Here is a 25,085-nt window from a genome sequence, read left to right on the forward strand (position 1 = left end):
GTAGGAGCTGCCGCAGGCTGCGATCTTTTGATCTTGATCTTAAAATCAAAGTCAAAAGATCGTCCGATCGCGGCCCGAGCCTGCGGCAGCTCCTACAAGGCGTCGGGTTAAGTTCAGAACCTGGTCTGCACCGCCAATTCAAAGGTGCGCGGCGTACCCAGGTAGTAAGCCGGCGACACATGCGCAAACTCGGCATACACCTCATTGGTCAGGTTACGCACCCGGCCGGTAACGGTGGTATGCGAGTCGACCTTGTAGCTGAGGAAGCTGCCGAACAGTGTGTACGAAGGCACAGTCATGGTGTTGGCCGTGTCCGCATACACCGACGCCACATACCGCGCATCGACCCCACCTTGCCATTGCGGCGAAAAATCATAAGTCAGCCACAGATTGCCGACCCGGTCCGGGACGTTGGTCGGTGTGTTGCCCTTGCGCGACACCACCACACCGGCGGCATTCTTTTCGGTGAAGTCGTCGTACTGCGCATCGACCCAGGCGAAGTTACCTTCGGCCAACAGCTTGTCGGTGATCCGCAGGGAGCTGGCGATCTCGATGCCCTTCGAGGTTTGCTGACCGACCGGGATGCTGCTGGTCGGGTCCAGCGGATCAGTTACAGCGAAGTCTTTGCGTTCGATGGTGTACGCGGCAACCGTCGCCGAGCCACGGCCATTGAGGTAGTCGAACTTGCTGCCGATTTCCCACTGTTTACCGGTTGAAACATCGAAGTCCTGCGTGCCGTTCGGTTGTTCGGCGGCGGTGCTGTATTGCACGTAGACGTTGGCCGACGGGATGAACTGGTAGGTCAGGCCAACGCGCCCGGTGACCGGCTCCCAGCTGCGTTTCAGGTGTTTGGGATTGGTGGCCGTCACCGTGCGATGGTTGGTCACGTCGAGGTCGATGTCGTCGTAGCGCAGGCCGGTGAGCAGCGCCAGTTTGTCGGTCAGGGCCAGACGGTTTTCCGCGAATAGCGCTTTGGTCGTGACTTCGTTGGTCTTGTCGCTGATCAGCGCCGGGTTGGTACCGGGAATATCGTAGAAATGCCCCGGGCGGTAGTTGTTCGGGTCGACCGTGCTCGCGCCTTTGATATTCAGCGGCGAGTTGGTGGTCTGGTTGACCTTGTACTCGAAACCACCGGACCACGTCGTGTCGAGACCGAAAAGCGTGTTGTCGTGGCGCAGTTCGAATTGGTTGCCGTTCTGCTCACCCTGATGCCGCACTTGATACGCGGTGGAGCGGTTCACCGCGGTGTTGTCGGCGTTGTACTGATAGGTTTCGAGGTTGCGATAGTCGCGCTGGCTGTCAAGGTGATACAGCGTGTTGCGCAGGGTGGTGCTGTCGTTGATCCGGTAATCGATGATCGAGCGCACCCAGATCGTGCGCTGTTCGTAGCGCCCGTCCTCGACGTTGTAGTTGTTGAAGCGGTTGTGGTTGTCGATCTTCAACTCGCCAGCCTTGGGGTTGAGCACCGGCGTGCCCCAGTACGGGCTGTCTTCGTGTTCGTCCTGATATTCCAGGGCCAGCGTGTGCGACAGGTCCGGCGTAAGGTCGCTGAGCAACGAGAACGCCACGGTCCAGGCATCGCGTTCCTGGCGGTCAATGTAGCCGTTGCTGGTGTTGTGGCTGACATCGAGGCGCGCATAGTGCTGCACGTCGGCGCTCGGGTCGGTCAGCGCATGGTTGAGGCCGAACGCGGTTTCGGTGGTGTCATAGCTGCCGTAGCTGACGCGCCCTTCAGCGGCTTGTTCTTCGCGGGTTGCCAGTTTGGTCACGTAGTTCAGCGAGCCGCCGACCGAGCCTGCGCCGTTGATCAGCGACGACGGGCCGCCCACCAGTTCGACCCGATCATAGATCCACGCATCCACCGGCCGGGCGAGGCCGCCGGAGACGTTGATGCCGTTGAACATCTGGGTGATCTGGCTGCTGGTGAAGCCGCGATAGGAGACGAATCCGCCAAAGCCTGGTGGTGCGCTGGCATTTACCCCCGGCAGGGTGTTGGCGGCGTCCTGGAAGTTCTGCGCGCCGTGGCGTTCGATGTCGTTGCGATTGGCGATGGCCACCGAAGCCGGTGTGTCGCGCACGCTGAGGCCGAGGCGCGAAGCCATGCCGCTGGATTGCTCTAGGCTCAGGCCCGGTTCGCTGGTGGATTCGCCGTCGATGGTGATCGGCGCCAGATCCACGGAGGATTGCGCCCAGGCGTTAAGGGACAGGCAGCCGCACAGGCTCGCCAGCAGAGGAATATGTTTCATCGTTAGAATCCTGAATGCTTGTCTAGGAGTCAGCGCACAGGCGAACGCCGCGCGTTGGCGCAGTGAGCTGAAAAATCAAAAAGGCAAAGACACTCAGGCGAGCGGCGGGGCGCGAGGGTTGGCCGAAGGCCAGGTGAAGCGGGCAGGGAGGTCGGCGCTGACGATGGGCGCCAGCGGCGGGCTGTGTTGCTCGGGCAGCACCGCGAGGGTCAGGCTGGAGTTGAATGCCGGGCCCATGCCGCCGCCGACCGAGCACAGCGGACAGCCAAACGCCTTGGACAGGGTCGGCAATGGTTCTTCGCTGGGATTGCTGTTCAGCGGCGCTTGGGTGGCCGGGTTGACCGTACAGAACTGGCCGCCGATGCCGTTGAGCTGCATCCCGACCATTTGCCCGTGACCGATGCTGCAGGCGAATACGTTGAACAGGACGCAGCAATAAAGCATCCAGGCCAGCAGTGAGCGATCGGAACGGGTGAATTTCATGGGGCGGCACTTTACCGTACCGCCGATCGGTCGTGCACTTCAAAAAATGCCGACTAGGATGTTTTGTTCAAATCCCCAGAAAGGATTCTCGACCATGACCTTTGTGTTGGCTCAATGGCTGGTGACGATATTTGCGGCAATCGCCCTGGTACACGTGTACTGGGCGCTGGGTGGGCAATGGGCGGCGGTGGCGGCGGTACCGCAAGTGCCGGTGCAAGGACTGGTGGCGACGGTGCGACCGGCATTCAAACCGTCTGGCTGGATCACGCTGTTGGTGGCGGCAGCGTTATTGGTGATCGCCGCGCTGGTGTGCATGCGGGTCGGCTGGGGCATGCCGCCGGTGCATCACAAGGCGCTGCAGTGGGTGATCAGTGCGATTGCGTTACTGATGTTTGCCCGGGCGATCGGCGATTCGCATCTGGTGGGATTTTTCAAGGAAGTGAAGGGGTCGCGATTTGCGCGGCTGGATACCTGGGTGTATTCACCGCTGTGTCTGTTGCTGGGGGCGGGGTTGTTGGCGGTGGCTTGGGTCTGACTCGGCTCATGTGTTGGCAGTACCGGCCTCTTCGCGGGCAAGCCCGCTCCCACAGTGATTGTGGGTGTTCACAAGTAATGGACTCCACCCAAAACCCTGTGGGAGCGGGCTTGCCCGCGAAGAGGCCTGTCCAGACACCGCCGAATTAACTACCACTCTCGGTCCTGCGACTGCTCACCTCAGCCGGCACATCATCCCCGGCCATGCGCTTGCGGAACAACGCCGCCCGCGCCAGCAGCAACGTGGTCACCGGCACAGTAATCGCCAGCAGGATCGGAATCAGCCAGGCATGCATCACCGGCCCGGACTTGAGTGCCGAAAAGCAGATGATAGACGCCAGCGCCACGCACCACGCGCCCAACGTCGAGGCCAGCGCCGGTGGATGCATGCGCTGGAAGTAATCCTTCATGCGCAGCAAGCCGGCTGCGCCAAGCAGCGCAAACACCCCGCTGAGCACCAGTAGAATCGCCACCGGAATCTCGACCCACAACGACAATTGCGCAGTCATTCGATCACCTCGCCACGCAGCAGGAATTTCGCCAGGGCAAATGAACCGACGAAGCCGAACAGCGCGATCAGCAGCGCTGCCTCGAAGTAAGTGTCACTGGAATAACGAATGCCCAGCGTCAGCATCATCAGCATGGCGACGATGTACAGATAATCCAGTGCCAGGACTCGATCCTGCGCCGACGGCCCCTTGAACAGGCGGATCAGGGTCAGGACCATCGCCAGCGAGAACAGGAACAGCGTCAGCAGAATCGCGTTCGACAGCAACGGGCTCATTCGAAAATCTCCATCAACGGCTGCTCGTAGGCAGTCTTGAAGTGGTGGATGAAGTGCGCCTCGTCATCCAGATCCCAGACGTGCAGCAGCAGAATGCTGCGATCCAGCGCCAGCTCCGACCACACGGTGCCCGGCACCACGGTGCAGATCATCGCCAGCGCGGCCAGACCGTTGGCGTCGCGCAGGTCCAGCGGCACTTTGACGAAGCGCGAGCGTGGCGGTCGGCGACCCGCGTTGAGCACGCCCCAGGCGACGATCAGGTTGGAGAGGATCACGTCACGACCGACCATCACGAACAGGCGCAAAATTGTCAGCGGGCGGCGAATGCGCACCTGTTTCGGGCGCAGCTTGCGCATCATCAATGGTGCGGCGAACCCGAGTATCGCGCCGAGCAGCAGGTTGCCCGGGCTGACGGAGAGGTTGAGTGTCAGCCACAAAACCCATAAAGCCAGTGACAGCAGCGGAGCCGGGAACACGCGCTTCATGGCTGCACCTCCAGCATCGCGGCTTTGGCTTCCGGACTTGGTACGGCGCGGGTGCCGAGCACGGCCATCACGTATTGCTGCGGGTTGTTCAGCGCGTCGGCGGTGGCCTGGGTATAGCGCAGCAGCGGTTCGGCCTTGAAGGTCAGGGCGATGCTCAGCCCCAGCAACAGGAAAACCGGCGCACATTCGAGTTTGCGCAGCAGCGGTGAAGGGCGCTCTTCCGGCGTCCAGAAGCGCTGGACACCCATGCGCGCGAACGCCATCAGAGAGGCCAGCCCGGAGAGGATCAGCAGCGCCAGCAACGCCCAGGACGCGTTGGAAATCGGCGCTTCATCGCCCAGCCCCAGTGGATTGAGCAGCGCACCGATCAGACTGAGTTTGCCGATGAACCCGGACAGCGGCGGCATGCCGATGATCAGCAGGGCGCAGGCAATGAAGCTCAGGCCGAGAAACGCCATGGTCCACGGAATGACCTGGCCGACCACGGCTTTCTGCTCGTCATCGAGGTTGATGCCCTTGGGCGGTTGCAGGGATTCCTGCGGACGCGGCAGCAGTTCGCTTTCATCCTCCAGCGGGATTTCGTTGGCCGAACGCGAACGCTCGATCAACTCCGCCAGCAGGAACAGCGCACTCAGGGCCAGGGTCGAGCTGACCAGATAGAACAGCGCCGCGCCGATCAGGTTCGGCTGGGCGAAACCCACCGCCGACAGCAGAATCCCCGCCGACACCAAAATGCTCAGGCTGGCCATGCGCTCCAGGCGTTGCGCAGCCAGAATCGCCAGCGCGGCGCAGGCGATGGTCGCCATGCCGCCGTAGATCAGCCAGTCGCCACCGAAGAACGCCGATGCCCCGGCCTGGCCGGAGAACAGCAGCGTCCACAGGCGCAGCAGGGTGTAGACGCCGACCTTGGTCATGATCGCGAACATCGCCGCGACCGGTGCGCTGGCCGAGGAGTAGGCCGGCACCAGCCAGAAGTTCAGTGGCCACATGCCGGCCTTGGCCAGGAATGCAACTGCAAGAATCCCCGCGCCGGCGTGCAGCAAGCCACGGTCGGCTTCCGGCACCAGCGGGATCTTCAGCGCCAGATCGGCCATGTTTAGGGTGCCGGTGACGCCGTAGATCAGCGCCGCGCCAATCAGGAACAGCGACGAGGCCAGGAGGTTGATCGAGATGTAATGCAGGCCCGACGATACCCGCGCCCGACCCGAGCCGTGCAGCAACAGGCCATAAGAGGCCGCGAGCAACACTTCGAAGAACACGAACAGGTTGAACAGGTCGGCGGTGAGGAACGCGCCGTACAGGCCCATCAGTTGAATCTGGAACAACGCGTGGAAGCTCGAGCCCGCGCCATCCCAGCGCGCCATGGCGAAAAGCAGGGAGCTGACGCCGATGATCCCGGTCAGCACCAGCATCAGTGCCGACAGGCGATCGACCACCAGCACGATGCCGAACGGCGCCTGCCAGTTGCCCGGCAGGTACACGCCGATGGAGCCGGGCACGCCGGTGGTTTGCGTCCATTGCAGCAGCATCACCGAAATGAACAGGCCGACGAGGCTGGAGAACAGGTTGATTTTCGCCTTCAGCGGCCGGTGTTTTTCGCCCAGCATCAGCATCACGGCGGCGGTCAGCAGCGGCAGCAGGATCGGTGCGGCGATCAGGTGAGTCATCGCCATCATTCCTTGGGCTCCCGGCCGTCGACGTGGTCAGTGCCGGTCAGGCCTCGCGATGCCAGCAACACCACCAGGAACAGCGCGGTCATGGCAAAGCTGATGACGATTGCCGTCAGCACCAGTGCCTGTGGCAGCGGATCGGTGTAGTGCAGCAGGTCCTGGGTCACGCCGTCCTTGATCACCGGTTCTTTACCGATAAACAGGCTGCCCATGCTGAAGATGAACAGGTTGACCGCGTAGGACAACAGGCACAGGCCCATGACCACCTGGAACGTCCGTGGTCGTAGCACCAGCCACACGCCGGATGCGGCGAGGACGCCGATGGCGATTGCGATGACTTCTTCCATCAGACGGCTCCTTTGCTGGCGACGGACTTGGGCAGCGACGCGGTTTTGTGACCACGCACCGATTGGTGGGCGAGAGCGGTGAGGATCAGCAGCGTCGAGCCCACGACCACGGCGTACACGCCGATGTCAAAGAACAGCGCGCTGGCAATATGGATGTCGCCCAGCAGCGGCAAGGCGAAATGCCAGGTGTGGGTGGTCAGGAACGGATAACCGACCGCCATCGCGCCGAGACCGGTGGCGGTGGCGAACAGCAGCCCGGTGCCCATCCAGCGCAGCGGTCGCAGGCTCATTTGCGCCTCGACCCACTGCGTCCCGGCGACCATGTATTGCAGGATGAACGCCACCGACATCACCAGCCCGGCAACGAAACCGCCGCCCGGCTGGTTGTGGCCGCGCATGAACAGATAGCACGACACCACCAGCGCAATCGGCAGCAACAGGCGCACCAGCACCGCCGGCACCATCATGAAGCCGAGCGCGGTATCGCTGGCGCTGCGCGGGTTGACCAGATCGGTGACCACGTCCGGCGCGAGCAGGCGTTGCTGGGCCGGTAGTTGCAGGCTTTCTTTCGGCGGGCGGAAACGCCGGAGCAGGGCGAACACGGTCAACGCCACGGCCACCAGCACGGTGATTTCACCCAGGGTATCGAAGCCACGGAAGTCCACCAGCATCACGTTGACCACGTTGCTGCCACCGCCCTCGGGCATGGCCCGGCTGAGGTAGAACGAGGAAATGTCGTTGGGCGTCTGCCGCGTCAGCATCGCGTAGGACAGCAGCGCCATGCCGGCGCCGACCGCAATCGACAACAGCAAGTCGCGCAGGCGCCGCACCCGGGCCTTGCGCAGGCTCGACGGCAGTGGCGAGACTTCTTCGATGCGTCGCGGCAACCAGCGCAGGCCGAGCAGGATCAGCACCGTGGTCACCACTTCCACCGCCAGTTGCGTCAGGGCCAGATCCGGCGCCGAGAACCAGACGAAGGTCACGCAGGTCATCAGCCCGCAGACGCTGACCATGGTCAGGGCGGCGAGACGGTGATACTTGGCTTGCCATGCGGCGCCGAGGGCGCAGGCAATCGCCAGCAGCCACAGGGTGACGAACACGATGGAGCCCGGAATCTTCGGCCGGTCGCCCCAGCTCAGCTGGCTGTGCAGCATCGGGATCAGGCCGGCGAGCACTGCCGCCAATACCATCAGGAACAGTTGCATCTGCAGGCGGCGGGTGCCGAGTCGACGTTCTACCCGGCGGGCCATGCGCATCATCAGCACCAGACTGCGCTCGAACAGCCGCTTGCCGTTGAAGCGACCTACCAGCGGCGGGTATTTGAAGCGGCCACGCTTGAGCTGATTGCGCAGCAGCAGATAAACCACGATGCCGCCGGACATGGCGATCAGGCTCATGATCATCGGCGCATTCAGACCGTGCCAGATGGCCAGGCTGTACTCGGGCAGCGTTCCACCCACTACCGGCAGTGCGGCGGCCGCGAGCAGCGGGCCAACCACTTGCGCCGGGAAAATCCCGACGATCAGGCAGGTGAACACCAGCAGCTCGACCGGCGCACGCATCCAGCGCGGTGGTTCGTGCGGGGTGTGCGGCAGGTCGGTGGCCGTCGGGCCGAAGAACACGTCGACGGTAAAGCGCAGCGAGTAGGCGACGCTGAAGGTACCGGCGATGGTCGCGACAATCGGCAACGCCGCTTCGACCCACGCGGTGGCGTTGATGAACACGGTTTCGGCGAAGAACATTTCTTTCGACAGGAAGCCGTTGAGCAGCGGTACGCCGGCCATCGACGCGCTGGCAACCATCGCCAGGGTCGCGGTGAACGGAATGAGTTTGATCAGGCCGCTGAGCTTGCGGATGTCTCGGGTGCCGCTCTCGTGGTCGATGATCCCGGCGGCCATGAACAGCGAGGCCTTGAAGGTCGCGTGGTTGAGGATGTGGAACACCGCCGCGACTGCCGCCAGCGGGCTGTTCAGGCCCAGCAGCAAGGTGATCAGGCCCAGATGGCTGATGGTCGAGTAGGCCAGCAGGCCCTTGAGATCGTTCTGGAACATCGCGCAATACGCGCCGAGCAGAAGCGTACATGCCCCCGCGCCGCTGACGATGTAGAACCATTCTTCACTGCCGGACAGCGACGGCCACAGGCGTGCGAGCAGAAATACCCCGGCCTTGACCATGGTCGCCGAGTGCAGATAAGCCGAAACCGGAGTGGGCGCCGCCATGGCGTGCGGCAGCCAGAAGTGGAAAGGGAACTGAGCGCTTTTGCTGAGGGCGCCGATAAGGATGAGGGGAAGCAGGATGGGGTAGAGGGCATGTGCGCGAATCTGATCGCCGGCGGCCAGGACCTTGTCCAGGTCATAGCTGCCGACGACATGGCCGAGGATCATGACCCCCGCCAGCAGGCATAGTCCCCCGGCGCCGGTGACCATCAGCGCCATATAGGCGCCACGCCGGGCATCGGAGCGGTGGTGCCAGTAGCCGATCAGCAGGAACGAGAAGAGGCTGGTCAGCTCCCAGAAGAACACGATCTGGATCAGGTTGCCGGAGATCACCAGGCCGAGCATGGCGCCCATGAACGCCAGGAAGAAGGCGAAGAAGCGTGGCACCGGGTCGTCCGGCGACATGTAATAACGCGCATATAAAGAGACGAGGGCGCCGATGCCCAGCACCAGCAGCGAGAACAGCCAGGCGAAACCGTCCATACGCAGGACGAAGTTCAAACCGAGGCTGGGCAGCCACATGAATTCTTCACGGATCACGCCGCCGTGGGCGATTTGCGGGTACAACAGCGCGACCTGCACGGTGCCGATCAGAGCGACCAGACCTGCCAACAGGGATTCGGTATTACGCGCATTGTGTGGCAGCACCGCTGCCAGACAGCTGCCAATGAATGGCAGAAGCAGTAGAACTATCAGGGACATAGGCTTCTAATCTGCGGAAGTTTGTGAAGCATCATACGTGCCAGCTCCCTGATTACCAAACGCCAGGATGTCTCAGAATCCTACAAAGTAGTCTGAAAAAATTGGTTTGGCTTTGTTTCAGGGGCGAAAAGATCGCAGCCTGCGGCAGCTCCTACATTGGAATGCATGTCCCTGTAGAAGCTGCCGCAGGCTGCGATCTTTTGATCTTCGCGCTCAATTGCCGCTGTCATTCTCCAAGGCACCATCAACTTCGACGTCAACCTTACCCTTGGTCTTCAACTCACTGACAATCACCGCCGCGACAATCAACCCTGCACCCACCAAGGCAATCGCCGGCAAGCGCTCCCCGGCGATCCGCCCGACGATCCCGGCCCACACCGGCTCACCGGCATAGATCAACGTTGCCCGGGTCGGCGAAACGCTTTTCTGCGCCCAGTTCATCGCCACCTGAATTGCCGCACTCGCCGCGCCAAGTCCCAGTGCGGTCACCAGCAGCGTCCAGGAAAAATCCGGAAGTGCCTCACCGGTCGGCACCACCAGCAGAAACGACAGCGCCGAGGTCGCCGCCAGTTGCACCACGGTCACCCGGCGTACATCGACCTGACCGGCATAGGTGCTGATCAGAATGATCTCGGCGGCAATCGCGATGGCGCTGATCAGCGTGGCGATTTCGCCGGGGCTGAAATTCAGCGCAGCTCCGGACGGCCCGGACAGCAGCATCAGCCCGGTAAACGCCAGCATGATGCCAATGCTCGGCATCAGCCCCGGCCGACGGCCCAGCACCAGCCATTGCAGCAATGGCACGAAGGGCACGTACAACGCGGTGATGAATGCCGACTGGCTGCTCGGGATCGTTTGCAGGCCAACGGTCTGCAAGCCGTAACCGAGCATGATCGCCACGCCGATGAAGGTCCCGGCCTTGAGTTCGAACAGGGTCAGGTTGCGCAAGTGGCGCCAGGAAAACAGCGCGACAATGGCGGCCGCAGCGGCAAAGCGCAGGCCGACGAAGAACATCGGGCCACTGACGGTCATGGCGTGTTGCACCAGCAGAAATGTACCGCCCCAGACCATGGTGATCAGCACCAGCACGCACTCGGCCTTGCTGAAGCGGGAGAAGCGAAGAGGTGTGGGGGAGCTGTTCACTGACGTCATGACCTTGCGCACTATAAAAGGCAGGACGCACAATGCGCCCAACGTTGCGCAGTATACTGCCCAACCCCACCGAGTGAGCAATATAGTGCACAAAGATTCCAGCCAACGGGCGTCCGTCCTGCAACACGTCAGCCACAATGTTCGGCGCCTGCGCCACGCTGCTGACATGAGCCAGACCGCGCTGGCCGAAAAGTCCGGCGTCAGTCGGCGCATGCTGGTGGCGATCGAGGCCGGGGAAAAGAATGTCAGCCTGACCACCCTCGACCGCGTCGCCGAAGCGCTCGATGTAGCCTTCAGCGACCTGATCCAGGCCCCAGACGCACGCGATACCAGTCGCATCAACGAAGTGGCGTGGGCTGGGGTGATTCCCGGGAGCAAAGCGGTGCTGCTGTCCAAGGCCATCGCCACCCGTGAAGTCGAACAATGGGAATGGTGTCTGCAACCGGGCGAGGTCTACCCGTCGCAACCGGACGCCGATGGCTGGAGTGAGCAGATCTATGTGTTCGAAGGTTGCCTGACGTTAACGGTGGGTGAAGTGACCAATACCATTGCGACTGGCGAGTTTTTCATGTTTGCCAGCAACCAGCCGCACGGCTATCGCAATGACGGGCCGGTGGCGGTGCGCTTTGTGCGCAATGTGGTGATTTGAATGAGTCAGCGTGCAGACATCCTGATCATCGGCGGTGGCCTCAGCGGCACGATGCTGGCCGTGCAATTGCTGCGACTGCCCGGCCAGCGGCGGATCCTGATCATCGAACCGCGCGCCGAACTCGGCCGTGGCGAAGCCTACAGCGCCGTCGAATTGGGCCACACGCTCAACGGCAATGCGGCGCGCATGAGTGTCGACCCGGACAACCCTGATGACTTGACCCAATGGCTGACTGCGCACATTGCCGCCGGCGGCTGGCCGGAGTCCGCCGAGCAGAACGTGCCGATCAGTGAACTGTTCCCGCCGCGCGGGCTGTTTGGCGTGTATGTGCAGCAGCGCCTGGCCGAGGCGCGAGTCGTTGGTGCGCGACACGGTTCGACCGTCGAGCACGTTCGCGCCGAAGTCGTCGATCTGCAAACCGATGCTGATTCGGTGCAACTGACCTTGAACGATGGGCAGCACCTGAACGGCGCCTTTGCTGTGCTCGCCACGGGCATGTTCCCCGCCGCGCGCACGCCGCAGAAGGATTCCAGCGGCCTGAATGCCGCTGCGCTTGATCCATGGGACGTCGCGGCCATGCGCCAGCTCGATCCGCAGTCAACCGTGCTGATCATCGGCTCCGGGCTGACCATGGTCGATGCGGTCGTCTCTCTGGAGCAGGCCGGGCATCGCGGGCCGATCGACGTGTTTTCCCGCCATGGACTGTTGCCCCATGTACGTCGGCAACCGCCGGCGTGGGTGGATTTCCTTGCGCAAGATCCGGGCATTCGCACGCCGCGACAGTTGCTGCACGAACTGCGCAGGCATTGCCTTGACGCCATTGCCCAAGGCATCGACTGGCAGGCGCCGCTGGACACCGTGCGAGCGCACATCGGCCGGCTGTGGAGTCAGGCGACTGACGTGCAGCGAAGACAATTCGTACGCCATGTGCGGCCATGGTGGGAGAGTCATCATCATCGTTCGCCACCGCTGAGTGCGGCGTTGGTTGAACGCTTGCACAACGAGGGACGGTTGCGGATTCAGGCAGCGTCGTTCAAGGGGCTTGAGCCGAGTACGCAGCAGGGTGTCAGCATTCGCATTCGGCCACGCGGTGAGTCTGAGACTCGCGTGGTACACGGCGCAGCGCTGATCAATTCCAGTGGCATCGAGTATGACTGGCGGCGCGTGGCGCGACCGTTGCCGCAGCAGTTGCTGGCGCGTGGGCTGGTGCGTCCGGGGCCGTTGGCGTTGGGGATTACGGCAGCGGTGGACGGCGCGGTGCTGGACGCCGAGGGGCAAGTCGCCAGCCGTTTGTTCGGCATGGGCCCACCGCTACGCGGAATGTGGTGGGAAAGCACGGCAGTGACGGATGTGGCGTTGCAGGCCAAGGCATTGGCGGCGCGATTGGCGGGATAAGGTGATGCTGGTCTTTCGCGAGCAAGCTCGCTCCCCCGGGGGACTCTGCCTGGAAAGATCTGTGCGCCACACAACAGATCCTGTGGGAGCGAGCTTGCTCGCGAAGACGCCGTGCCAGTCAACATCCATGTTGCCTGACACACCGCTTTCGCGGGCAGGTCCGCTGCCACATTGGGGCCGGAAGAGTTACGCCACCACGCGATAGCACGGCACATACGCCGCGCCGCCCGGCAGTTTCATCCGGTGCTGGGCGACGAAGGCTTTGAGCAGCGCATCGAGCGGTTGCATGATCGCTGCGTCGCCACGGATCTGGTACGGCCCGTGTTCCTCGATCAAGCGGATGCCCTTGTCCTTGACGTTGCCGGCAACGATCCCGGAGAACGCGCGGCGCAGGTTGGCGGCCAGTTCGTGGGGCGGCTGGTCGCGGTGCAGCTTGAGGTTGGCCATGTTCTCGTGGGTCGGATCGAATGGACGCTGGAAGCTTTCGTCGATCTTCAGCAGCCAGTTGAAGTGGAACGCGTCGTTGCGCTCGCGGCGGAACTGTTTCACCGCTTTGAGGCCGGCCGTCATCTGCCGGGCGACTTCGGCCGGGTCGTCGATGATGATCTCGTAGTGCTGTTTGGCCGCATCGCCCAGGGTGGCGGTGACGAAGGCATCGAGTTGTTCCAGGTACGGCGCGGCATGTTTCGGCCCGGTCAGAATCACCGGGAACGGCAGGCCCTGATTGTCCGGGTGCATCAGGATGCCCAGCAGGTACAGGAACTCTTCGGCGGTGCCGGCGCCGCCCGGGAAGATGATAATGCCGTGGCCGACACGCACGAACGCTTCCAGACGTTTTTCGATGTCCGGCAGGATCACCAGCTCATTGACGATCGGGTTCGGCGCTTCGGCGGCGATGATGCCCGGCTCGGTCAGGCCAAGGTAGCGCCCACCGTGGATGCGCTGTTTGGCGTGGGCGATGGTCGCGCCCTTCATCGGGCCTTTCATTACACCGGGGCCGCAACCGGTGCAGATGTCGAGGCTGCGCAGGCCCAGTTCGTGGCCGACTTTCTTGGTGTATTTGTATTCCTCGGTGTTGATCGAGTGACCGCCCCAGCACACGACGATTTTCGGCTCGACACCCGGGCGCAAGGTACGCGCGTTGCGCAGCAGGTGAAACACGTAGTCGCTGATGCCTTGTGAGGTGCTGAGGTCGATGCGTTGGCTGTCGAGTTCGTTTTCGGTGTAGACGATGTCACGCAGGGCGCTGAACAGCATCTCGCGGGTGCTGGCGATCATTTCGCCGTCGACGAACGCGTCGGCCGGGGCGTTCAGCAGTTCGAGGCGCACACCGCGATCCTGCTGGTGAATGCGGATTTCGAAGTCCTTGTAGGCTTCGAGGATGGTCTTGGCGTTGTCAACATGCGCGCCGGTGTTGAGGATGGCCAGGGCGCACTGGCGGAAGAGGGTGTAGGTGCTGCCGGATCCGGCTTCGCTCAGTTGCTGCACTTCACGTTGAGAAAGGGTTTCCAGGCTGCCTTTCGGGCTGACCGAGGCGTTGATTACGTGTCGTTGGGTCATGCAATGATCCTTAAAACGATGTCATTCCAATGGCAGGCAAATGGCATCCGAATAGTGTGTATCCATGAATGAAGATGGCACGATCTGCGCTGTACCGCCATGTCCCCGTTGGACGCTGAAAAGATGAAAAGGGCCCCCAGCATAGCTAAATCGTGCGCAGAGGCGATAATGCGCAACGAGTTTTTTCCGTTGCCCTTTTTATCGTTCAAGGAAGTCATGCCTGATGTTCGAGATCCAGCCGATGGACCCAGCAACGTTTCGCCAGCAGACCCGTCGCAGCACGCTGATCATTGCCGTGCTGTTCCTGGTGTTGGCGATGGCGCTTTCGACGGCGGCGGTGGCGCTGTTCGGTGAACCCGGCGGCGATAATCTGCGTTTCAATGTCGGCGGAGTGTTCGTCGCGTTTCTGTTGACGGCGGCGCTGATGCGCGGGCAGTTCTGGCAGCAGCCGTGGATGGCCCCGGCGGTCTATAGCTGGCGGCTCAAGCGCAGCCTGATGAGTGTGACCAACGTGATGCATCAGGTGACAGCGGCCGTTGAACAAAACGATCCGACGGCGATGAAGGTGCTGCGTTTCTATCATCTGGGTTTGACCCAGATGCACGAACTGGACGGTAACTCCAGCGATCACGCGCAGTTGCAGCGGGAGGTCGCAGCGCACCAGGAGCGGATGCAGGCGCTGGGTCTGGAGGTCGACCAGAAGCGCCTGGATCCGGCCTGGCTGCAAGCCTTGAAACCCGCCGCGCGTTAAAACGGGATGCGGCTGGCGCGGCGCAGTTTCCACGCACGGGCCAGACGCCCGTAGACCAGCAGGTTGATCACCAGCACCACGCTGCCCAGTGCCAACTGGATCTGTGGCGTCAGACCTGCGGGGTAGATGATCGGCCACACGTAGTGCTCGATGAAGCCGCCGGCGTATTCGGTCTGCCCGGCGGCGTGGCGCATCAGGTTTTCCCAGTAGGTCAGCGGACAGGTCAGGTGCAACACCCCGACTGCCACGCCCCACGCCGCCGCCGGCAGATGCAGCCACATCAGGCGTGGCCATTTGAGCACCAGCAGCCCGCCGAACAGCACGAACAGAATGAATGACAGATGGAACAGCACCAGCCCGTCGGCTGCGATTCGGTACAGCATGTCGTCTCCCTGACACGGTTGTGAAGGCCTCCATGGTACGCCGACAGCGGCGCCCGGGCGCGGTGATTCAGCGCAAGTGCGCAAGATTGTTCAAGCCACGAAGGGGCATTTGCTGGCAGAGTCTGCGACCGTTTCCTCGGTTGAAGAGCGTTATGTCTGACTCACTTATGCCGCGCCGTGCGTTTCTTCGCGGCGCTGCGGCGATCATGCCGTTATCGTTGGCGACGGCGCCGTGGGGGCTGCTCGCCGGCTCCATGGCGATCGAAGCCAATCTCACTCCGCTGCAGGGGCAGGGCCTGTCGAGCATTGTGTTCGCGGGCGCTGCGCAACTGGTGGCGATCGGCATGCTCAAGGGCGGTGCCGGGATTTTCTCGATTCTGCTGACCACACTGCTGCTGACCTCGCAGCACCTGTTGTACGGAATGAGCATGCGCTCGGTGATCTCGCCGCTGCCCGGGCGCTGGCGCATCGGTCTGGGCTTTTTGCTCACCGATGAACTGTTTGCCCTGACCAGCCAGCATGACCGCCAGCAGTTCAATCGCTGGTATGCCTTGGGCGTCGGTCTGACGTTCTACATCGCATGGAACCTGTTCACCCTGGCCGGCATCGTCCTGGGCAGCAGTATTCCGGGGCTTGAGCATCTGGGCCTGGACTTCTCGATTGCCGCCACTTTCATCGCATTGATCACCCCGGTGGTGCGTAACGTGCCGACCGTGGTTTGCGTGGCGGTGTCGCTGTTCTGCTCGGTGCTGTTCAGCTATTGGCAATGGGGCTCGGCACTGGTGCTGTCGGGGCTGGCCGGGATGACCGCAGGATTTGTCTGCAACAAGTTGTATCGGGGGCGCACATGATGGTCTGGGCAGTGATTGTCGGCATGGGGATTCTGGTGTTCCTCAACCGCTACGTGTTTCTCGAACCGCGCCTGCCATTGCGTTTGAGCAGCAACGCGCGGCAGTTTCTCGGGTTTGCCGTACCGGGAATGTTGACGGCGATCTGCGGACCAATCGTGTTCATGCCGGACAAACAATTGAATGTGCAGTGGGATAATCCGTATTTGCTGAGTTCGCTGGTTGCGATCGGCTTGGTGCTGTACACCCGCAATACGTTGCTCAGCATGCTTTTGAGCATGGCGTTTTTCTTTTTGTTGCGCTGGTGGTTGTAAGTTGACGGGGAAAAACTGTTCTACGCTTATTGGATGATTATTGTCGACGAGGCGAAGTTCACATGACGACCGAGCAGAAGCGTCCGGATGAAAACCAGGCAGTAGACGACGAAGTGGACGAACCGAGCGAAGAGGAAATCGAGCGCGAGAAACGCAAGGAACAGACGTGGAAGCACGACGATGACAAGGAACTCACCGGGCCCGACGTGAAATTCTGACAGCCCCATGCAAAAAGCCCCGCAGCAGCGGGGCTTTTTGTTGTTTCACAGATCTTCCAGGTGCGGGAAGTCCGGATGTGACGCCCGATAGCCCAGCGTCTTGTCGATCCACGCATTGAGCTCATTGACCATCACCGGTGGGTGGCCGGGATAGCCTTCGAGCGTGGTGCGCAGAATACGTTCGATGTCCGGCACTGAACGCAGGTTTCGGGTCTTGATGTAGTGGCCGATAAAACAGTCGAGTTGAAAGCGTTCTGTCATGGACAGATAAATACACTCCAGGCCGTTGGCCTGTTTGATTGCAAAATCGTCGCGCAACTTAGTTCTCTGCAAGGCTTGGTAAAAGTTGTAGGGGATTCCTGGTTTGTTGACTCTTTGGTCAACTGGTATGCCAATTGGAAATGCGGCGCGCATGCTATCCGTAGTGCATCTAAATGTATGTATGACGGTTGAAATGTCAGACAAGCGGTTAAATCGCTCAAACGACTGTTTTTTTGAAGCTGTTTCAGCGATGAAACACCAGCTGTAAAGAACGAGTGTCACCTGTAATCACCTGTAGGAGCTGCCGCAGGCTGCGATCTTTTGATCTTGCTTTTAAAAAATTAAACATCAAAAGATCGCAGCCTGCGGCAGCTCCTACAGGGTAAACGCGTGAGATCACGGATCTTCAAGCCACTTCTTCAATCAGCCCGGCGTCCTGATTGCGCGAATTGCCGACAGCTTTGCCGACTTTGTGCCAGGCAAAGGCCTCGCTGGCTTCACCTTCGAACAGCAGCATCTGCTCGGCACGTTCCGCCGGTGTTGCCGGGTCGAGCCACTCGGCAGCCAGCTCCGGGCGAAAAACCACCGGTCGGCGATCATGGATATCGAGCAGGCCGCCGACACTGTCGGCGGTGATGATCACGAAACCATCGTCGTCCCGGGCGTCGTTGCCGGGTGTCGGAAACTGGCCGATGGCTGCACAGAACACCGGCCCGTGATCGGCACGCCGGATCAGCCACGGCTGTCGGGTGTTATCCGGGCCGTCGACCCATTCGAACCAGTTGTCGACCGGCACGATCAACCGATGACGCCAGATCGCCCGGAAGAAGGGGCCATGGGCGACTTTTTCCACACGGGCGTTGATCGGCGCCGCGCGGTCCCTGGCCCAGTGCGGACGCCAGCCCCAGCGCAGGTTGTCGGCATACAGGCGTTGATCATATTGATGAAGAATGGCAAGAGACGTGGTCGGTGCCGCGTTGTAGTGTTCCAGCGCGGCGTCGCCGACGTGATTGATCAGCGCATCGGGAATGCTCAGCACCGCGACAAAGTCGTGAATGCCACGGTACTGCGAGAGTCTTCCGCACATGCGCTGAATCTCCGGTTGCACGTTTTCAGCTTAGTTGGCTCTGGCCAATCAATCCTGCGCCGACTGACCGGTGAACGTGTCGCGCCAGACCAGCCAGCGGCGCTCCAGCAGCGCGAGCACACCATCGCTGAGTTTGCCAAGCACGGCGAGCACGATGATCGCTGCCAGCACGATGTCCGGTCGCGAGGTCTCGCGGCCGTCGCTGAGCAGATAACCGAGGCCCTTGGTCGCGGCGATCAGCTCGGCGGCCACCAGAAACATCCACGCCAGACTCATGCCACTGCGCAGCCCGGTGAACAGGCCGGGCAGGGCGGCCGGCAACAGAATCCGCCGTACCAGTTGCAGGCGGCTGAAGCCATAAATGCGCCCGACCTCGACCAGTTTGCGATCGATGTTGCGAATCGCCGCGACCACGTTGACGTACACCGGAAAGAACGCGCCGATGGCGATCAACACGATTTTCGAGGTTTCAGCGATGCCCAGCCACAGCAGCAACAGCGGCACCCAGGCCAGACTCGGAATCGAACGCAGCGCGGCGAACGTCGGTTCCAGATACGCCTCGGCCTCACGACTGAGGCCGACCCAGGCGGCGAACACCAGTGCCAGGCTGGCGCCAATTGCAAACCCGAGCAACACGCGGATCAGGCTGGCGCCGATGTGTTTCCACAGCGCGCCCTCGGCGAGGTCGGTGAGGGTCAGGGCGATCTCGCTGGGGGCCGGCATTTGGTAGGACGGCAGCCAGCCGAGACGCACGATGAACTCCAGGACGACTACGATCAGCAGCGGCAGGGCCAGACCTTTCAGGCGCCGTCGCCATGTCGGGTTGAGGGATGACGCTCGCGGCCTCGACAAGCGCCGAGGAGGAGCGGGCAGTTCGTTACTGCGAGTGGTCATACGTGGGCTCCGCTCACAGCGAATCCGCAGCGGACGCGGATGGGCTGTGAGTCTGGTCGGTTACTGGCGGGCGATGGCTTGCTGCACACCACTGTCGAGCAACTGATCGATGACTTGATCGACATTCACCCCACGCCGCACCAGTTCCTCGGACACCAGAATCGGTGCCGCCGCCTTGGACGCCTGGACGTCGTTGGCGGTCAGTTGCGGGCTGCTCAAGTCGGTGCGCGACAACTGCAGTCTGGCCACGTCCAGCGGCAGGCCGGACTCTTTGGCCAGCAACGCGGCAAACTCCTCGGGATTTTTCAGCGCCCATTCGCGCGCCTGCTCGTAGGCTTTGATCACCGTGTCGATGGTGTGCGGATGCTCCTTGGCGTACTGCTCGGTGACGCTGACCACGCCATAACTGTTGAACGCCGGGTTGCGGTACAGCAGACGCGAACCGGCCTGCACCTGACTGGCGGCCATGTGCGGATCGAGTCCGGCCCAGGCGTCCACATCGCCTTTTTCCAGCGCGGTGCGACCATCCGGATGTTGCAGGTGCACCAGTTCCACGTCGTCTTTTTTCAGCCCGGCCTGTTGCAGGCTGCGCAGGGTGAACAGGTAAGGATCGGTGCCCTTGGTGGCGGCGATTTTCTTGCCTTTGAGGTCGGCGACGCTCTGGTACGGCGAATCCTTGCGCACCACCAGCGCAGTCCATTCGGCGCGGCTGTAGACGTACACCGATTTGATCGGGCTGCCGTTGGCGCGGCTCAGCACTGCAGCAAGGCTGGCGCTGGAGGCGAAATCGACGCCGCCGCTATTCAGATACTCCAGCGAACGGTTACTGCCCTGGCTGAGCACCCAACTGACTTTGGTCTGCGGCAGGGCTTTTTCGAGGAAGCCGAAATGTTTGAGCACCAGGCTGACCGGTGAGTAGTAGGCGTAGTCCAGATGAACTTCGGCGGGCGCCGTTTCGGTGGCGTGAGCCAGCGGCTGCAGGCTTAGCGCCATGGCGCTGGCAACCAGCAGCGTTTTGAGGCGGAAAAACGGGAAGAAGGATGTCATGGCGGCGCTCCGGCAAAGGCACTGTTTTTATGTCCAAAAATATATTTTTAGTGGCTGCTTCCTGCATGAATGGAATATTGCAGGCTCTGTGCCATGTGCGTATCAGCCCATGTTTACGGGGTTTTCGCCGGGTTTGACGGCTTTCAACTGTTGCTGGGACAACACGCTGGTATCGCACTGTTGCGCAGCGAACAGTGAGCATTCGGTGTGCTGAGCTTATGCATTAATCGAATTTAAGAAGCGCCGATCAAGAGCGTTATCGTCTATGGAAAATCCCATTGCAGGACCCGCCATGAAGCTCTCCAAATTCTTGCGTATCACACTGATTGCTGGACTGTTCAGCGCACCGCTTTCCTACGCCGCCGAGTCGTTGGTCCTGCACGTCGGTGATCAGAACTACTACAACATCCGCGCCTCCATCGAGGCCTCCGGCGTGTTGAAAGACGCGCCGTACAGCGTCGACTGGAAACATTTCCAGGCCGCTGCACCACTGGCCGAGGCGTTGCAGACCGGCTCGCTGGATCTGGGCTTTCTCGGCGATTCGGGTTTTCTGTTTCTCGCCTCCAAACAGGCGCCGGTGAAGCTGATCGGGGTATCGCGGCAGAACCCGGACACCATCGCCTTGCTGGTGCCGAAAGATTCGCCGGTAAAAACCATTGCTGATCTGAAGGGTAAAAAAGTCGCCTACTGGCCCGGCGCCTGGAGCCAGCAGCTGACCTTGCGCGCCCTGGAGCAGGGCGGTCTGCCGGAAAATTACGTCGACTTCGTCAAGTTGATGCCGATTGATGCGGCAGCGGCATTGCCACAGGGCAGCATCGACGCGTTCCCGGTGTGGGAACCGTACATCTCCCAGCAAATCGTGTTCTCCGGTGCGCGGCCGATTCTCACCGCGAAAAACCTGATGCCGGGCCTCAGCGCGATTGCTGCGTCGGCGCCGTCGATCGACAGCAAACGTGCCGCGATTGCCGATTTTCTCGAGCGTTTGAAACGGGCGCGGGCCTGGGTCGACAGCCACACCGATGAATATGCGGATCTGTGGGCGAAGAAGGCCAATCTCGATCAGCAGGTGTCGCGGCACTGGTTGCGCCAGGCGCACATGAGCGTCGGGCCGGTGGATCGACAGGCCGCCGCCGACCTGCAAAGCACTGCCGACTTTCTGTTCAAGGTCAAGGCCTTGCCGGCGCCGCTGGCCACTGCCGGGATCATCGACACCTCGTTTCAACAGGCATTGGCGGACTGAGCGAGCGCCGGAACCAAAGCCTGTGTACCCTATCCAACGCTGGCTCGAATAGCCGGGCACAGGGATGGATCAGGGCGAGGGAGTTTTGCCGGACGACAACAGGACCGCAACGGTCAGGCGCAAGGCAAAACATGAAATACGCGTTCAATCTCCTCTGTGCAGCGGCCATCGCGTTCGGGCTGGCCGGCTGCATTGCCGCGCCGATCGAGATGACCGCGCAGACCGAAATCCGGCTCAAGGCCCAGGCGCCGGTACGGTTTCTGCTGACGTTCGATGACGGCCCCAGCGCTTCAAGCTTGTGGAACCCGTCGGCGACGGTGCTCGACAGCCTCAAGGACAACCCGGTGCAACCGGACATCAAAGCGGTGTTCTTCGTCCAGACCCGCGCGCCCCGCGCCGGCAACAGTGAGATTGGCCGCGGCATCATGCGACGCGAATACGCCGAAGGGCACATCCTCGGATTCCACACCGCCACCCATTGGCACACCAACCATCGCTCGCTTGATCCGCAAGAGCTGGAGCAGTCGTTGAGCAACGGCACCGCGGATATCGCCGCGATCACCGGCGCTGCGCCGATCCTGCTGCGTCCGCCCTTCTGGAATTATGACAAGCGCACCTTCGCTGCCTATCAGCAACACGGACTGCATGTGTTGCTGACCGATTTGAGCGCCAACGACGGCAAGATCTGGGGCTTCAACGCCAGCCCCCGACGTCGGGCGAATATGCTGCGCCAGCTATCGGAAGTCCGCGAGCGCATTGCCCGCGGCGAATTACCAACCGTGGACGGCGTCATTCCGGTGGTGGTGACCTTTCATGACCTCAACCGTTACACCGCGCGACATACTCGCGAATACCTGCAGATCCTCCTCGACAGCGCCGCCGCCACGGGCGTAAGGCTGGCGGACAAAGCGTTCTACGATGATCACGCGGCGCTGCAGAAAGCGGCGCTGGCGCGAACGGTTCAGCAGAGTTCGCAGCCGGTGCAGTTGCCGGGCATCTGGAACTGGATCTGGGATCACGACGCGCATTGAGGCGGGGTCAAATATGTGAGCGGGTTGGCAATTGCCGGGGCGGCAGGTTGCTGGCGGCTCATCTATGCTCATCGGGTCGACCGACTCAACGCCTGTGAGGCGTGTACCCATGTTAGCCATTGCCGACATCTGCCGGATTGTCGAGTCCGGCTTTCCGTCGCTTGAATGCGAATGCACACAAGTGGAGCAGGGACTGCTGCGGATCAAGGTTTATGAGCCTGACTCCGGGCGAGTCGAGTTGTTGCTCAATGGGGTTTCGCCGGAGCATCTGGTGACGATCCGCGATCTTTCCAACTTCATCGGCGAATTGCGCACGGAAATCAGCGCCGGGCGCCGGGCGTTTGCCGGTTGAAACCTCACAAGCGTCGTTGAAATGCCTGCACGATGCGCAAGGTCGCGTCGCTGGTGGGCAGATTCTGCACGGCGTCCAGCGGATGCCAGATGCATTCGACGATCTCGTTTTGCGGGCGCAACTGTTCAAGGTCGAGCACCGAAGCCTCGTAGACATGATGCTGGGTGCTGCCGCTGTGCAGTTCCATCAGATACAACATGTGTTCGGCATCCAGTGCCGTTTCTTCCAGCAGCTCGCGCGTCGCCGCCCCGGCTTTGGTTTCCCCAGGCTCGACCTTGCCGCCGGGCAATGTCCAGCGACAGCGGGGTTTGCGGACCAGGAGAACGTGTCGATCCTGCTCGCAAATGACGGTTGCGCGTACTTTCATCTCTTACCTGTTTGTAGCGTGTCACATAAATGAAATAAAACTGCAATATTCGAGCCGGGCCGGGATTCAAAGGTTCCGTCAAGGTTTTGAGCGTGTGGCGCGGCGGAAAGTGCCAGAGCTTTGGCACATGACTGTCGCGACACCCGGTCGGCAAATCCGTGGCAACAGGGTGTAAGGTAAAAACGCAGAGCTGAAACCACCGTCAGCAAAAAGGAGGTACCCATGAGCATTCCTGTTCTGAACAAAATGCACATGAACGGCTACGACGTACTCAGCGTGAACAACGGTCCATGGCGGGTTTGTACCCAAGGCGACCGGCTGGCATCGTTTGGTAGCAGAGAGGAAGCGCTGGCCTATGCCGCTGCGTTGCCGGGTTACAGACAACGCTCGGTGCGAGCGCGAAGTCACACTGCAAATTGAAGCAAATGTAACGAAAGAGCCCCGGTGATGACCGGGGCTTTTATTGAGGGCAGGGGGATCAGTGAACCTTGATCCGGCTGATGGAGCGCGTTTTCACTTCCTTGGCATAGGACTGCAAGCGTTCTTCATCACTTTGCAGCACCTCACAAGACCTCAGCACCGCTTGGGCATCCGCTTCGTTGCCGCTCTTGCGCAGCTGTTCGGCGATACGCTTGAGGTCGACTGCCGACCATCTCAGATCCGATGCAACGGCTTGCAGGTCGCGTTGAAGTTCGTGTTCGTATTCATTGAGCCGCATGATCACCTCCGGAACATTCTCGGTAAAACAGAGTAGCCGCATTTTTCAGCGATGATGCGCAGCTCGTCTGCCACCGGGCTGGATGCATGTAAATATTTGTCCAATCTCCCTTGTGGGCGAGGCGCCGCGCTGGATGTACATCCGGTTACACGTTACATTCGCTTTTTTTTCAAAACAGGGAAACACCATGCGGATATGGATCGGGAGTCTGGCGTTGGCATTGCTGGCGGGTTGCTCATTGCCAGCATCGCTGGTTCCGGGCGAGCCGAATCTCAGCAAGACCACCACCAAGGCGCCTAAAGACTATGCCGCGTGCTTGTTGCCGTTGTGGCAGCAGGACATTCCGAAAACCACACAGACCGCGATTTCCAATGGTTACCGGATCACGGCACCGAGCATCGTCACCGCCGACGAGATTCTTGACATCATCAAGTACAAGGACGGCAGCCGGGTTTCCCTGTATCAGGGACCGCCCTGGGCCAAGTCCGGGTCGTTGCGCAAATCGGTGCGTGACTGCCTGTAAAACACGGCCTCAGCTGCAAAAAACGCCGCCAGAAAAGCAGAAACCGGAGCAACGGTTTCTGCTTTTTTGCTTTGTGAATTTGCGAAACGCGTTGTGACAGATCGGCACGAGGCATTTTCCAGTGTGCGCTAGGCTTTTGAGTGCCGCCCGGTAACCAGTGGGGCATGCCTTTCAAGGAGCCACGGATCATGGATGATCTGGTCAAAGAAGTTATTCCGTTGTTGCAGTATCTGATTCCCGGATTTGTCTCGACCTGGATTTTCTACACGCTCACTTCATTCAAGCGGCCTGATACGTTTGGGCAGATTGTGCAGGCGTTGATTTTTACGTTTGTGATTCATGGAGTGGTGTTGGGGATCGGCGCTATTGGGCTATGGATAGGCTCGAAAGGCTTTTCTGTAGGGAAATGGGATGGCAAAGCCCAAGCTTTGTGGGCGTTTATGGTTTCAATGGGGCTCGGCTTGTTGTCGTGTGCTTTGGCTTCGAATGACAAATTGCACAAATGGTTACGAAGTAAAAATGTAACGAATAAAAACTCTTACCCGAGCGAGTGGTACAGCACCTTTGCGCGTCACAATAGGCTGGTAACGCTGCATTTGACCGATGAAAGGCGATTGTTCGGCTGGCCCGTCGAGTGGCCTTCCGGCCCATTGGAGGGGCAGTTCATCATGCTGAATCCAGGCTGGCTGGGTGAGGATGGCGTGGCGTTGCCTTTTGGCGCCGAATTATTAGTGATAGATTCCTCGAAAGTTCAGTGGGTCGAATTCAGTGCTGTCGAAGAGGTTTCATCATGAGCGCAAAAGAGCCTACTCCCATGCCGCCTGGCGT

The 25,085-nt window shown here is 61.0% G+C and carries 30 protein-coding genes and 1 pseudogene; 14 read left to right on the plus strand and 17 right to left on the minus strand.

Going from position 1 to position 25,085, the window contains the following annotated elements:
• Nucleotides 1-113: 113 nt before the first annotated feature.
• On the minus strand, nt 114-2,246 hold the full coding sequence (locus tag GTQ41_RS11135) for a TonB-dependent siderophore receptor (protein ID WP_047294972.1): 2,133 nt from the start codon (nt 2,244-2,246) through the stop codon (nt 114-116).
• A 93-nt stretch (nt 2,247-2,339) separates the two neighbouring features.
• Nucleotides 2,340-2,729, minus strand: a complete 390-nt coding sequence (locus GTQ41_RS11140) for a DUF2946 domain-containing protein (protein ID WP_047294970.1) — start codon at nt 2,727-2,729, stop codon at nt 2,340-2,342.
• A gap of 94 nt (nt 2,730-2,823) precedes the next feature.
• Between GTQ41_RS11140 and GTQ41_RS11145 the strand changes: the two genes are divergently transcribed.
• The gene (locus tag GTQ41_RS11145; protein ID WP_047294968.1) at nt 2,824-3,264 is read left to right on the plus strand and encodes a DUF3995 domain-containing protein; all 441 of its coding nucleotides are present in this window, start codon (nt 2,824-2,826) and stop codon (nt 3,262-3,264) included.
• Nucleotides 3,265-3,409: 145 nt separating this feature from the next.
• Here the strand turns inward: GTQ41_RS11145 and GTQ41_RS11150 are convergent, their stop codons facing one another.
• The 7 genes from GTQ41_RS11150 to GTQ41_RS11180 form a co-directional block, all read right to left on the minus strand.
• Nucleotides 3,410-3,772 carry a Na+/H+ antiporter subunit G gene (locus tag GTQ41_RS11150; protein ID WP_047294967.1) on the minus strand — a complete coding sequence of 121 codons (363 nt, stop codon included), beginning with the start codon at nt 3,770-3,772 and terminating at the stop codon, nt 3,410-3,412.
• Nucleotides 3,769-4,047 (minus strand): K+/H+ antiporter subunit F, encoded by a 279-nt coding sequence (locus tag GTQ41_RS11155; RefSeq protein ID WP_003225959.1) that lies wholly within the window; start codon nt 4,045-4,047, stop codon nt 3,769-3,771. The genes GTQ41_RS11150 and GTQ41_RS11155 overlap by 4 nt, the downstream gene beginning before the upstream one ends.
• Nucleotides 4,044-4,532 carry a Na+/H+ antiporter subunit E gene (locus GTQ41_RS11160; protein ID WP_047294965.1) on the minus strand — a complete coding sequence of 163 codons (489 nt, stop codon included), beginning with the start codon at nt 4,530-4,532 and terminating at the stop codon, nt 4,044-4,046. The genes GTQ41_RS11155 and GTQ41_RS11160 overlap by 4 nt, the downstream gene beginning before the upstream one ends.
• Nucleotides 4,529-6,208, minus strand: a complete 1,680-nt coding sequence (locus GTQ41_RS11165) for a monovalent cation/H+ antiporter subunit D (RefSeq protein ID WP_047294963.1) — start codon at nt 6,206-6,208, stop codon at nt 4,529-4,531. Before GTQ41_RS11165 ends, GTQ41_RS11160 begins: the two co-directional genes overlap by 4 nt.
• Nucleotides 6,205-6,549, minus strand: a complete 345-nt coding sequence (locus GTQ41_RS11170; protein WP_003225953.1) for a Na+/H+ antiporter subunit C — start codon at nt 6,547-6,549, stop codon at nt 6,205-6,207. The genes GTQ41_RS11165 and GTQ41_RS11170 overlap by 4 nt, the downstream gene beginning before the upstream one ends.
• Entirely contained in the window at nt 6,549-9,467 is a 2,919-nt protein-coding gene (locus GTQ41_RS11175; RefSeq protein WP_047294961.1) for a monovalent cation/H+ antiporter subunit A, read from the minus strand. Before GTQ41_RS11175 ends, GTQ41_RS11170 begins: the two co-directional genes overlap by 1 nt.
• Before the next feature lie 213 nt (nt 9,468-9,680).
• Nucleotides 9,681-10,619, minus strand: coding sequence for a DMT family transporter (locus tag GTQ41_RS11180; protein WP_047294959.1), 939 nt, complete (start codon nt 10,617-10,619; stop codon nt 9,681-9,683).
• 85 nt (nt 10,620-10,704) lie between these two features.
• On the opposite strand from GTQ41_RS11180, the gene GTQ41_RS11185 reads away from it, so the two are divergent.
• The 3 genes and pseudogenes from GTQ41_RS11185 to GTQ41_RS28620 form a co-directional block, all read left to right on the plus strand.
• Nucleotides 10,705-11,268 (plus strand): helix-turn-helix domain-containing protein, encoded by a 564-nt coding sequence (locus GTQ41_RS11185; RefSeq protein ID WP_047294957.1) that lies wholly within the window; start codon nt 10,705-10,707, stop codon nt 11,266-11,268.
• Complete coding sequence (locus GTQ41_RS11190) at nt 11,269-12,663, plus strand: FAD/NAD(P)-binding protein (protein WP_047294955.1); 1,395 nt, start codon at nt 11,269-11,271, stop codon at nt 12,661-12,663.
• A 49-nt stretch (nt 12,664-12,712) separates the two neighbouring features.
• Nucleotides 12,713-12,820: pseudogene (locus GTQ41_RS28620) on the plus strand (DUF4381 domain-containing protein); the annotation flags it as partial.
• 29 nt (nt 12,821-12,849) lie between these two features.
• On the opposite strand, the gene ppnN reads toward GTQ41_RS28620, so the two are convergent.
• Nucleotides 12,850-14,223 carry a nucleotide 5'-monophosphate nucleosidase PpnN gene (gene ppnN, locus GTQ41_RS11195; RefSeq protein WP_041062856.1) on the minus strand — a complete coding sequence of 458 codons (1,374 nt, stop codon included), beginning with the start codon at nt 14,221-14,223 and terminating at the stop codon, nt 12,850-12,852.
• Between the two features lie 223 nt (nt 14,224-14,446).
• On the opposite strand from ppnN, the gene GTQ41_RS11200 reads away from it, so the two are divergent.
• Entirely contained in the window at nt 14,447-14,974 is a 528-nt protein-coding gene (locus GTQ41_RS11200; RefSeq protein WP_047294951.1) for a DUF3087 domain-containing protein, read from the plus strand.
• Here GTQ41_RS11200 and GTQ41_RS11205 read toward each other — a convergent pair.
• Complete coding sequence (locus tag GTQ41_RS11205) at nt 14,971-15,357, minus strand: DUF2784 domain-containing protein (RefSeq protein ID WP_047294949.1); 387 nt, start codon at nt 15,355-15,357, stop codon at nt 14,971-14,973. The two genes, GTQ41_RS11200 and GTQ41_RS11205, sit on opposite strands and share 4 nt — an antisense overlap.
• Before the next feature lie 152 nt (nt 15,358-15,509).
• Here GTQ41_RS11205 and GTQ41_RS11210 point away from each other — a divergent pair, with 152 nt between their 5' ends.
• From GTQ41_RS11210 to GTQ41_RS11220, 3 genes are all read left to right on the plus strand, one after another.
• Nucleotides 15,510-16,208, plus strand: a complete 699-nt coding sequence (locus GTQ41_RS11210) for an AzlC family ABC transporter permease (RefSeq protein WP_027612977.1) — start codon at nt 15,510-15,512, stop codon at nt 16,206-16,208.
• On the plus strand, nt 16,208-16,519 hold the full coding sequence (locus GTQ41_RS11215; protein ID WP_177327894.1) for an AzlD domain-containing protein: 312 nt from the start codon (nt 16,208-16,210) through the stop codon (nt 16,517-16,519). The genes GTQ41_RS11210 and GTQ41_RS11215 overlap by 1 nt, the downstream gene beginning before the upstream one ends.
• Nucleotides 16,520-16,581: 62 nt before the next feature.
• A complete protein-coding gene (locus GTQ41_RS11220; RefSeq protein WP_174376867.1) occupies nt 16,582-16,737 on the plus strand; it encodes a hypothetical protein in 156 nt (51 codons plus the stop codon).
• A gap of 45 nt (nt 16,738-16,782) precedes the next feature.
• On the opposite strand, the gene GTQ41_RS11225 is transcribed toward GTQ41_RS11220, so the two are convergent.
• The 4 genes from GTQ41_RS11225 to GTQ41_RS11240 form a co-directional block, all read right to left on the minus strand.
• Nucleotides 16,783-17,055: a hypothetical protein gene (locus GTQ41_RS11225; RefSeq protein ID WP_047294946.1), complete on the minus strand. Its 273-nt coding sequence runs from the start codon at nt 17,053-17,055 to the stop codon at nt 16,783-16,785.
• Nucleotides 17,056-17,404: 349 nt separating this feature from the next.
• A complete protein-coding gene (locus GTQ41_RS11230; protein ID WP_047294944.1) occupies nt 17,405-18,085 on the minus strand; it encodes an SOS response-associated peptidase in 681 nt (226 codons plus the stop codon).
• Nucleotides 18,086-18,133: 48 nt separating this feature from the next.
• Nucleotides 18,134-18,979: an ABC transporter permease gene (locus tag GTQ41_RS11235; protein ID WP_047294942.1), complete on the minus strand. Its 846-nt coding sequence runs from the start codon at nt 18,977-18,979 to the stop codon at nt 18,134-18,136.
• Between the two features lie 60 nt (nt 18,980-19,039).
• The gene (locus tag GTQ41_RS11240) at nt 19,040-20,026 is read right to left on the minus strand and encodes an aliphatic sulfonate ABC transporter substrate-binding protein (protein ID WP_047294940.1); all 987 of its coding nucleotides are present in this window, start codon (nt 20,024-20,026) and stop codon (nt 19,040-19,042) included.
• A gap of 292 nt (nt 20,027-20,318) precedes the next feature.
• On the opposite strand from GTQ41_RS11240, the gene GTQ41_RS11245 reads away from it, so the two are divergent.
• The 3 genes from GTQ41_RS11245 (at nt 20,319) to GTQ41_RS11255 (ending at nt 22,649) form a co-directional block, all read left to right on the plus strand.
• Nucleotides 20,319-21,266: an ABC transporter substrate-binding protein gene (locus GTQ41_RS11245; protein ID WP_047294938.1), complete on the plus strand. Its 948-nt coding sequence runs from the start codon at nt 20,319-20,321 to the stop codon at nt 21,264-21,266.
• A 131-nt stretch (nt 21,267-21,397) separates the two neighbouring features.
• Nucleotides 21,398-22,297 (plus strand): polysaccharide deacetylase family protein, encoded by a 900-nt coding sequence (locus GTQ41_RS11250; RefSeq protein WP_047294936.1) that lies wholly within the window; start codon nt 21,398-21,400, stop codon nt 22,295-22,297.
• Nucleotides 22,298-22,406: 109 nt separating this feature from the next.
• A complete protein-coding gene (locus GTQ41_RS11255) occupies nt 22,407-22,649 on the plus strand; it encodes a DUF1652 domain-containing protein (protein ID WP_041062828.1) in 243 nt (80 codons plus the stop codon).
• Between the two features lie 4 nt (nt 22,650-22,653).
• Here the strand turns inward: GTQ41_RS11255 and GTQ41_RS11260 are convergent, their stop codons facing one another.
• Nucleotides 22,654-23,016 (minus strand): NUDIX hydrolase, encoded by a 363-nt coding sequence (locus GTQ41_RS11260; RefSeq protein WP_047294934.1) that lies wholly within the window; start codon nt 23,014-23,016, stop codon nt 22,654-22,656.
• Between the two features lie 222 nt (nt 23,017-23,238).
• On the opposite strand from GTQ41_RS11260, the gene GTQ41_RS11265 reads away from it, so the two are divergent.
• On the plus strand, nt 23,239-23,436 hold the full coding sequence (locus tag GTQ41_RS11265) for a DUF2188 domain-containing protein (RefSeq protein WP_080963287.1): 198 nt from the start codon (nt 23,239-23,241) through the stop codon (nt 23,434-23,436).
• Between the two features lie 58 nt (nt 23,437-23,494).
• Here the strand turns inward: GTQ41_RS11265 and GTQ41_RS11270 are convergent, their stop codons facing one another.
• Nucleotides 23,495-23,734, minus strand: a complete 240-nt coding sequence (locus tag GTQ41_RS11270; protein ID WP_041062819.1) for a hypothetical protein — start codon at nt 23,732-23,734, stop codon at nt 23,495-23,497.
• A gap of 187 nt (nt 23,735-23,921) precedes the next feature.
• Here GTQ41_RS11270 and GTQ41_RS11275 point away from each other — a divergent pair, with 187 nt between their 5' ends.
• Nucleotides 23,922-24,257 carry a hypothetical protein gene (locus GTQ41_RS11275; RefSeq protein ID WP_041062809.1) on the plus strand — a complete coding sequence of 112 codons (336 nt, stop codon included), beginning with the start codon at nt 23,922-23,924 and terminating at the stop codon, nt 24,255-24,257.
• A gap of 188 nt (nt 24,258-24,445) precedes the next feature.
• Nucleotides 24,446-25,051 carry a DUF6338 family protein gene (locus GTQ41_RS11280; protein ID WP_047294932.1) on the plus strand — a complete coding sequence of 202 codons (606 nt, stop codon included), beginning with the start codon at nt 24,446-24,448 and terminating at the stop codon, nt 25,049-25,051.
• Nucleotides 25,052-25,085 lie beyond the last annotated feature (34 nt).

Origin of the sequence: Pseudomonas sp. AN-B15 (genome assembly GCF_019056475.1) — a bacterium.
Lineage (GTDB): Bacteria > Pseudomonadota > Gammaproteobacteria > Pseudomonadales > Pseudomonadaceae > Aquipseudomonas > Aquipseudomonas parakoreensis.

Bases quoted from the DNA above. Each gene is read 5' to 3' on its own strand.
- GTQ41_RS11170 (WP_003225953.1), bottom strand. From the start codon at position 6,549: ATGGAAGAAGTCATCGCAATCGCCATCGGCGTCCTCGCCGCATCCGGC.
- GTQ41_RS11150 (WP_047294967.1), bottom strand. From the start codon at position 3,772: ATGACTGCGCAATTGTCGTTGTGGGTCGAGATTCCGGTGGCGATTCTA.
- GTQ41_RS11145 (WP_047294968.1), top strand. From the start codon at position 2,824: ATGACCTTTGTGTTGGCTCAATGGCTGGTGACGATATTTGCGGCAATC.
- GTQ41_RS11230 (WP_047294944.1), bottom strand. From the start codon at position 18,085: ATGTGCGGAAGACTCTCGCAGTACCGTGGCATTCACGACTTTGTCGCG.
- GTQ41_RS11220 (WP_174376867.1), top strand. From the start codon at position 16,582: ATGACGACCGAGCAGAAGCGTCCGGATGAAAACCAGGCAGTAGACGAC.
- GTQ41_RS11180 (WP_047294959.1), bottom strand. From the start codon at position 10,619: ATGACGTCAGTGAACAGCTCCCCCACACCTCTTCGCTTCTCCCGCTTC.
- GTQ41_RS11260 (WP_047294934.1), bottom strand. From the start codon at position 23,016: ATGAAAGTACGCGCAACCGTCATTTGCGAGCAGGATCGACACGTTCTC.
- GTQ41_RS11205 (WP_047294949.1), bottom strand. From the start codon at position 15,357: ATGCTGTACCGAATCGCAGCCGACGGGCTGGTGCTGTTCCATCTGTCA.
- GTQ41_RS11175 (WP_047294961.1), bottom strand. From the start codon at position 9,467: ATGTCCCTGATAGTTCTACTGCTTCTGCCATTCATTGGCAGCTGTCTG.
- GTQ41_RS11235 (WP_047294942.1), bottom strand. From the start codon at position 18,979: ATGACCACTCGCAGTAACGAACTGCCCGCTCCTCCTCGGCGCTTGTCG.
- GTQ41_RS11270 (WP_041062819.1), bottom strand. From the start codon at position 23,734: ATGCGGCTCAATGAATACGAACACGAACTTCAACGCGACCTGCAAGCC.
- GTQ41_RS11255 (WP_041062828.1), top strand. From the start codon at position 22,407: ATGTTAGCCATTGCCGACATCTGCCGGATTGTCGAGTCCGGCTTTCCG.
- GTQ41_RS11265 (WP_080963287.1), top strand. From the start codon at position 23,239: ATGAGCATTCCTGTTCTGAACAAAATGCACATGAACGGCTACGACGTA.
- GTQ41_RS11240 (WP_047294940.1), bottom strand. From the start codon at position 20,026: ATGACATCCTTCTTCCCGTTTTTCCGCCTCAAAACGCTGCTGGTTGCC.
- ppnN (WP_041062856.1), bottom strand. From the start codon at position 14,223: ATGACCCAACGACACGTAATCAACGCCTCGGTCAGCCCGAAAGGCAGC.
- GTQ41_RS11160 (WP_047294965.1), bottom strand. From the start codon at position 4,532: ATGAAGCGCGTGTTCCCGGCTCCGCTGCTGTCACTGGCTTTATGGGTT.
- GTQ41_RS11245 (WP_047294938.1), top strand. From the start codon at position 20,319: ATGAAGCTCTCCAAATTCTTGCGTATCACACTGATTGCTGGACTGTTC.
- GTQ41_RS11275 (WP_041062809.1), top strand. From the start codon at position 23,922: ATGCGGATATGGATCGGGAGTCTGGCGTTGGCATTGCTGGCGGGTTGC.
- GTQ41_RS11140 (WP_047294970.1), bottom strand. From the start codon at position 2,729: ATGAAATTCACCCGTTCCGATCGCTCACTGCTGGCCTGGATGCTTTAT.
- GTQ41_RS11135 (WP_047294972.1), bottom strand. From the start codon at position 2,246: ATGAAACATATTCCTCTGCTGGCGAGCCTGTGCGGCTGCCTGTCCCTT.
- GTQ41_RS11165 (WP_047294963.1), bottom strand. From the start codon at position 6,208: ATGATGGCGATGACTCACCTGATCGCCGCACCGATCCTGCTGCCGCTG.
- GTQ41_RS11200 (WP_047294951.1), top strand. From the start codon at position 14,447: ATGTTCGAGATCCAGCCGATGGACCCAGCAACGTTTCGCCAGCAGACC.
- GTQ41_RS11280 (WP_047294932.1), top strand. From the start codon at position 24,446: ATGGATGATCTGGTCAAAGAAGTTATTCCGTTGTTGCAGTATCTGATT.
- GTQ41_RS11155 (WP_003225959.1), bottom strand. From the start codon at position 4,047: ATGAGCCCGTTGCTGTCGAACGCGATTCTGCTGACGCTGTTCCTGTTC.
- GTQ41_RS11210 (WP_027612977.1), top strand. From the start codon at position 15,510: ATGTCTGACTCACTTATGCCGCGCCGTGCGTTTCTTCGCGGCGCTGCG.
- GTQ41_RS11190 (WP_047294955.1), top strand. From the start codon at position 11,269: ATGAGTCAGCGTGCAGACATCCTGATCATCGGCGGTGGCCTCAGCGGC.
- GTQ41_RS11215 (WP_177327894.1), top strand. From the start codon at position 16,208: ATGGTCTGGGCAGTGATTGTCGGCATGGGGATTCTGGTGTTCCTCAAC.
- GTQ41_RS11250 (WP_047294936.1), top strand. From the start codon at position 21,398: ATGAAATACGCGTTCAATCTCCTCTGTGCAGCGGCCATCGCGTTCGGG.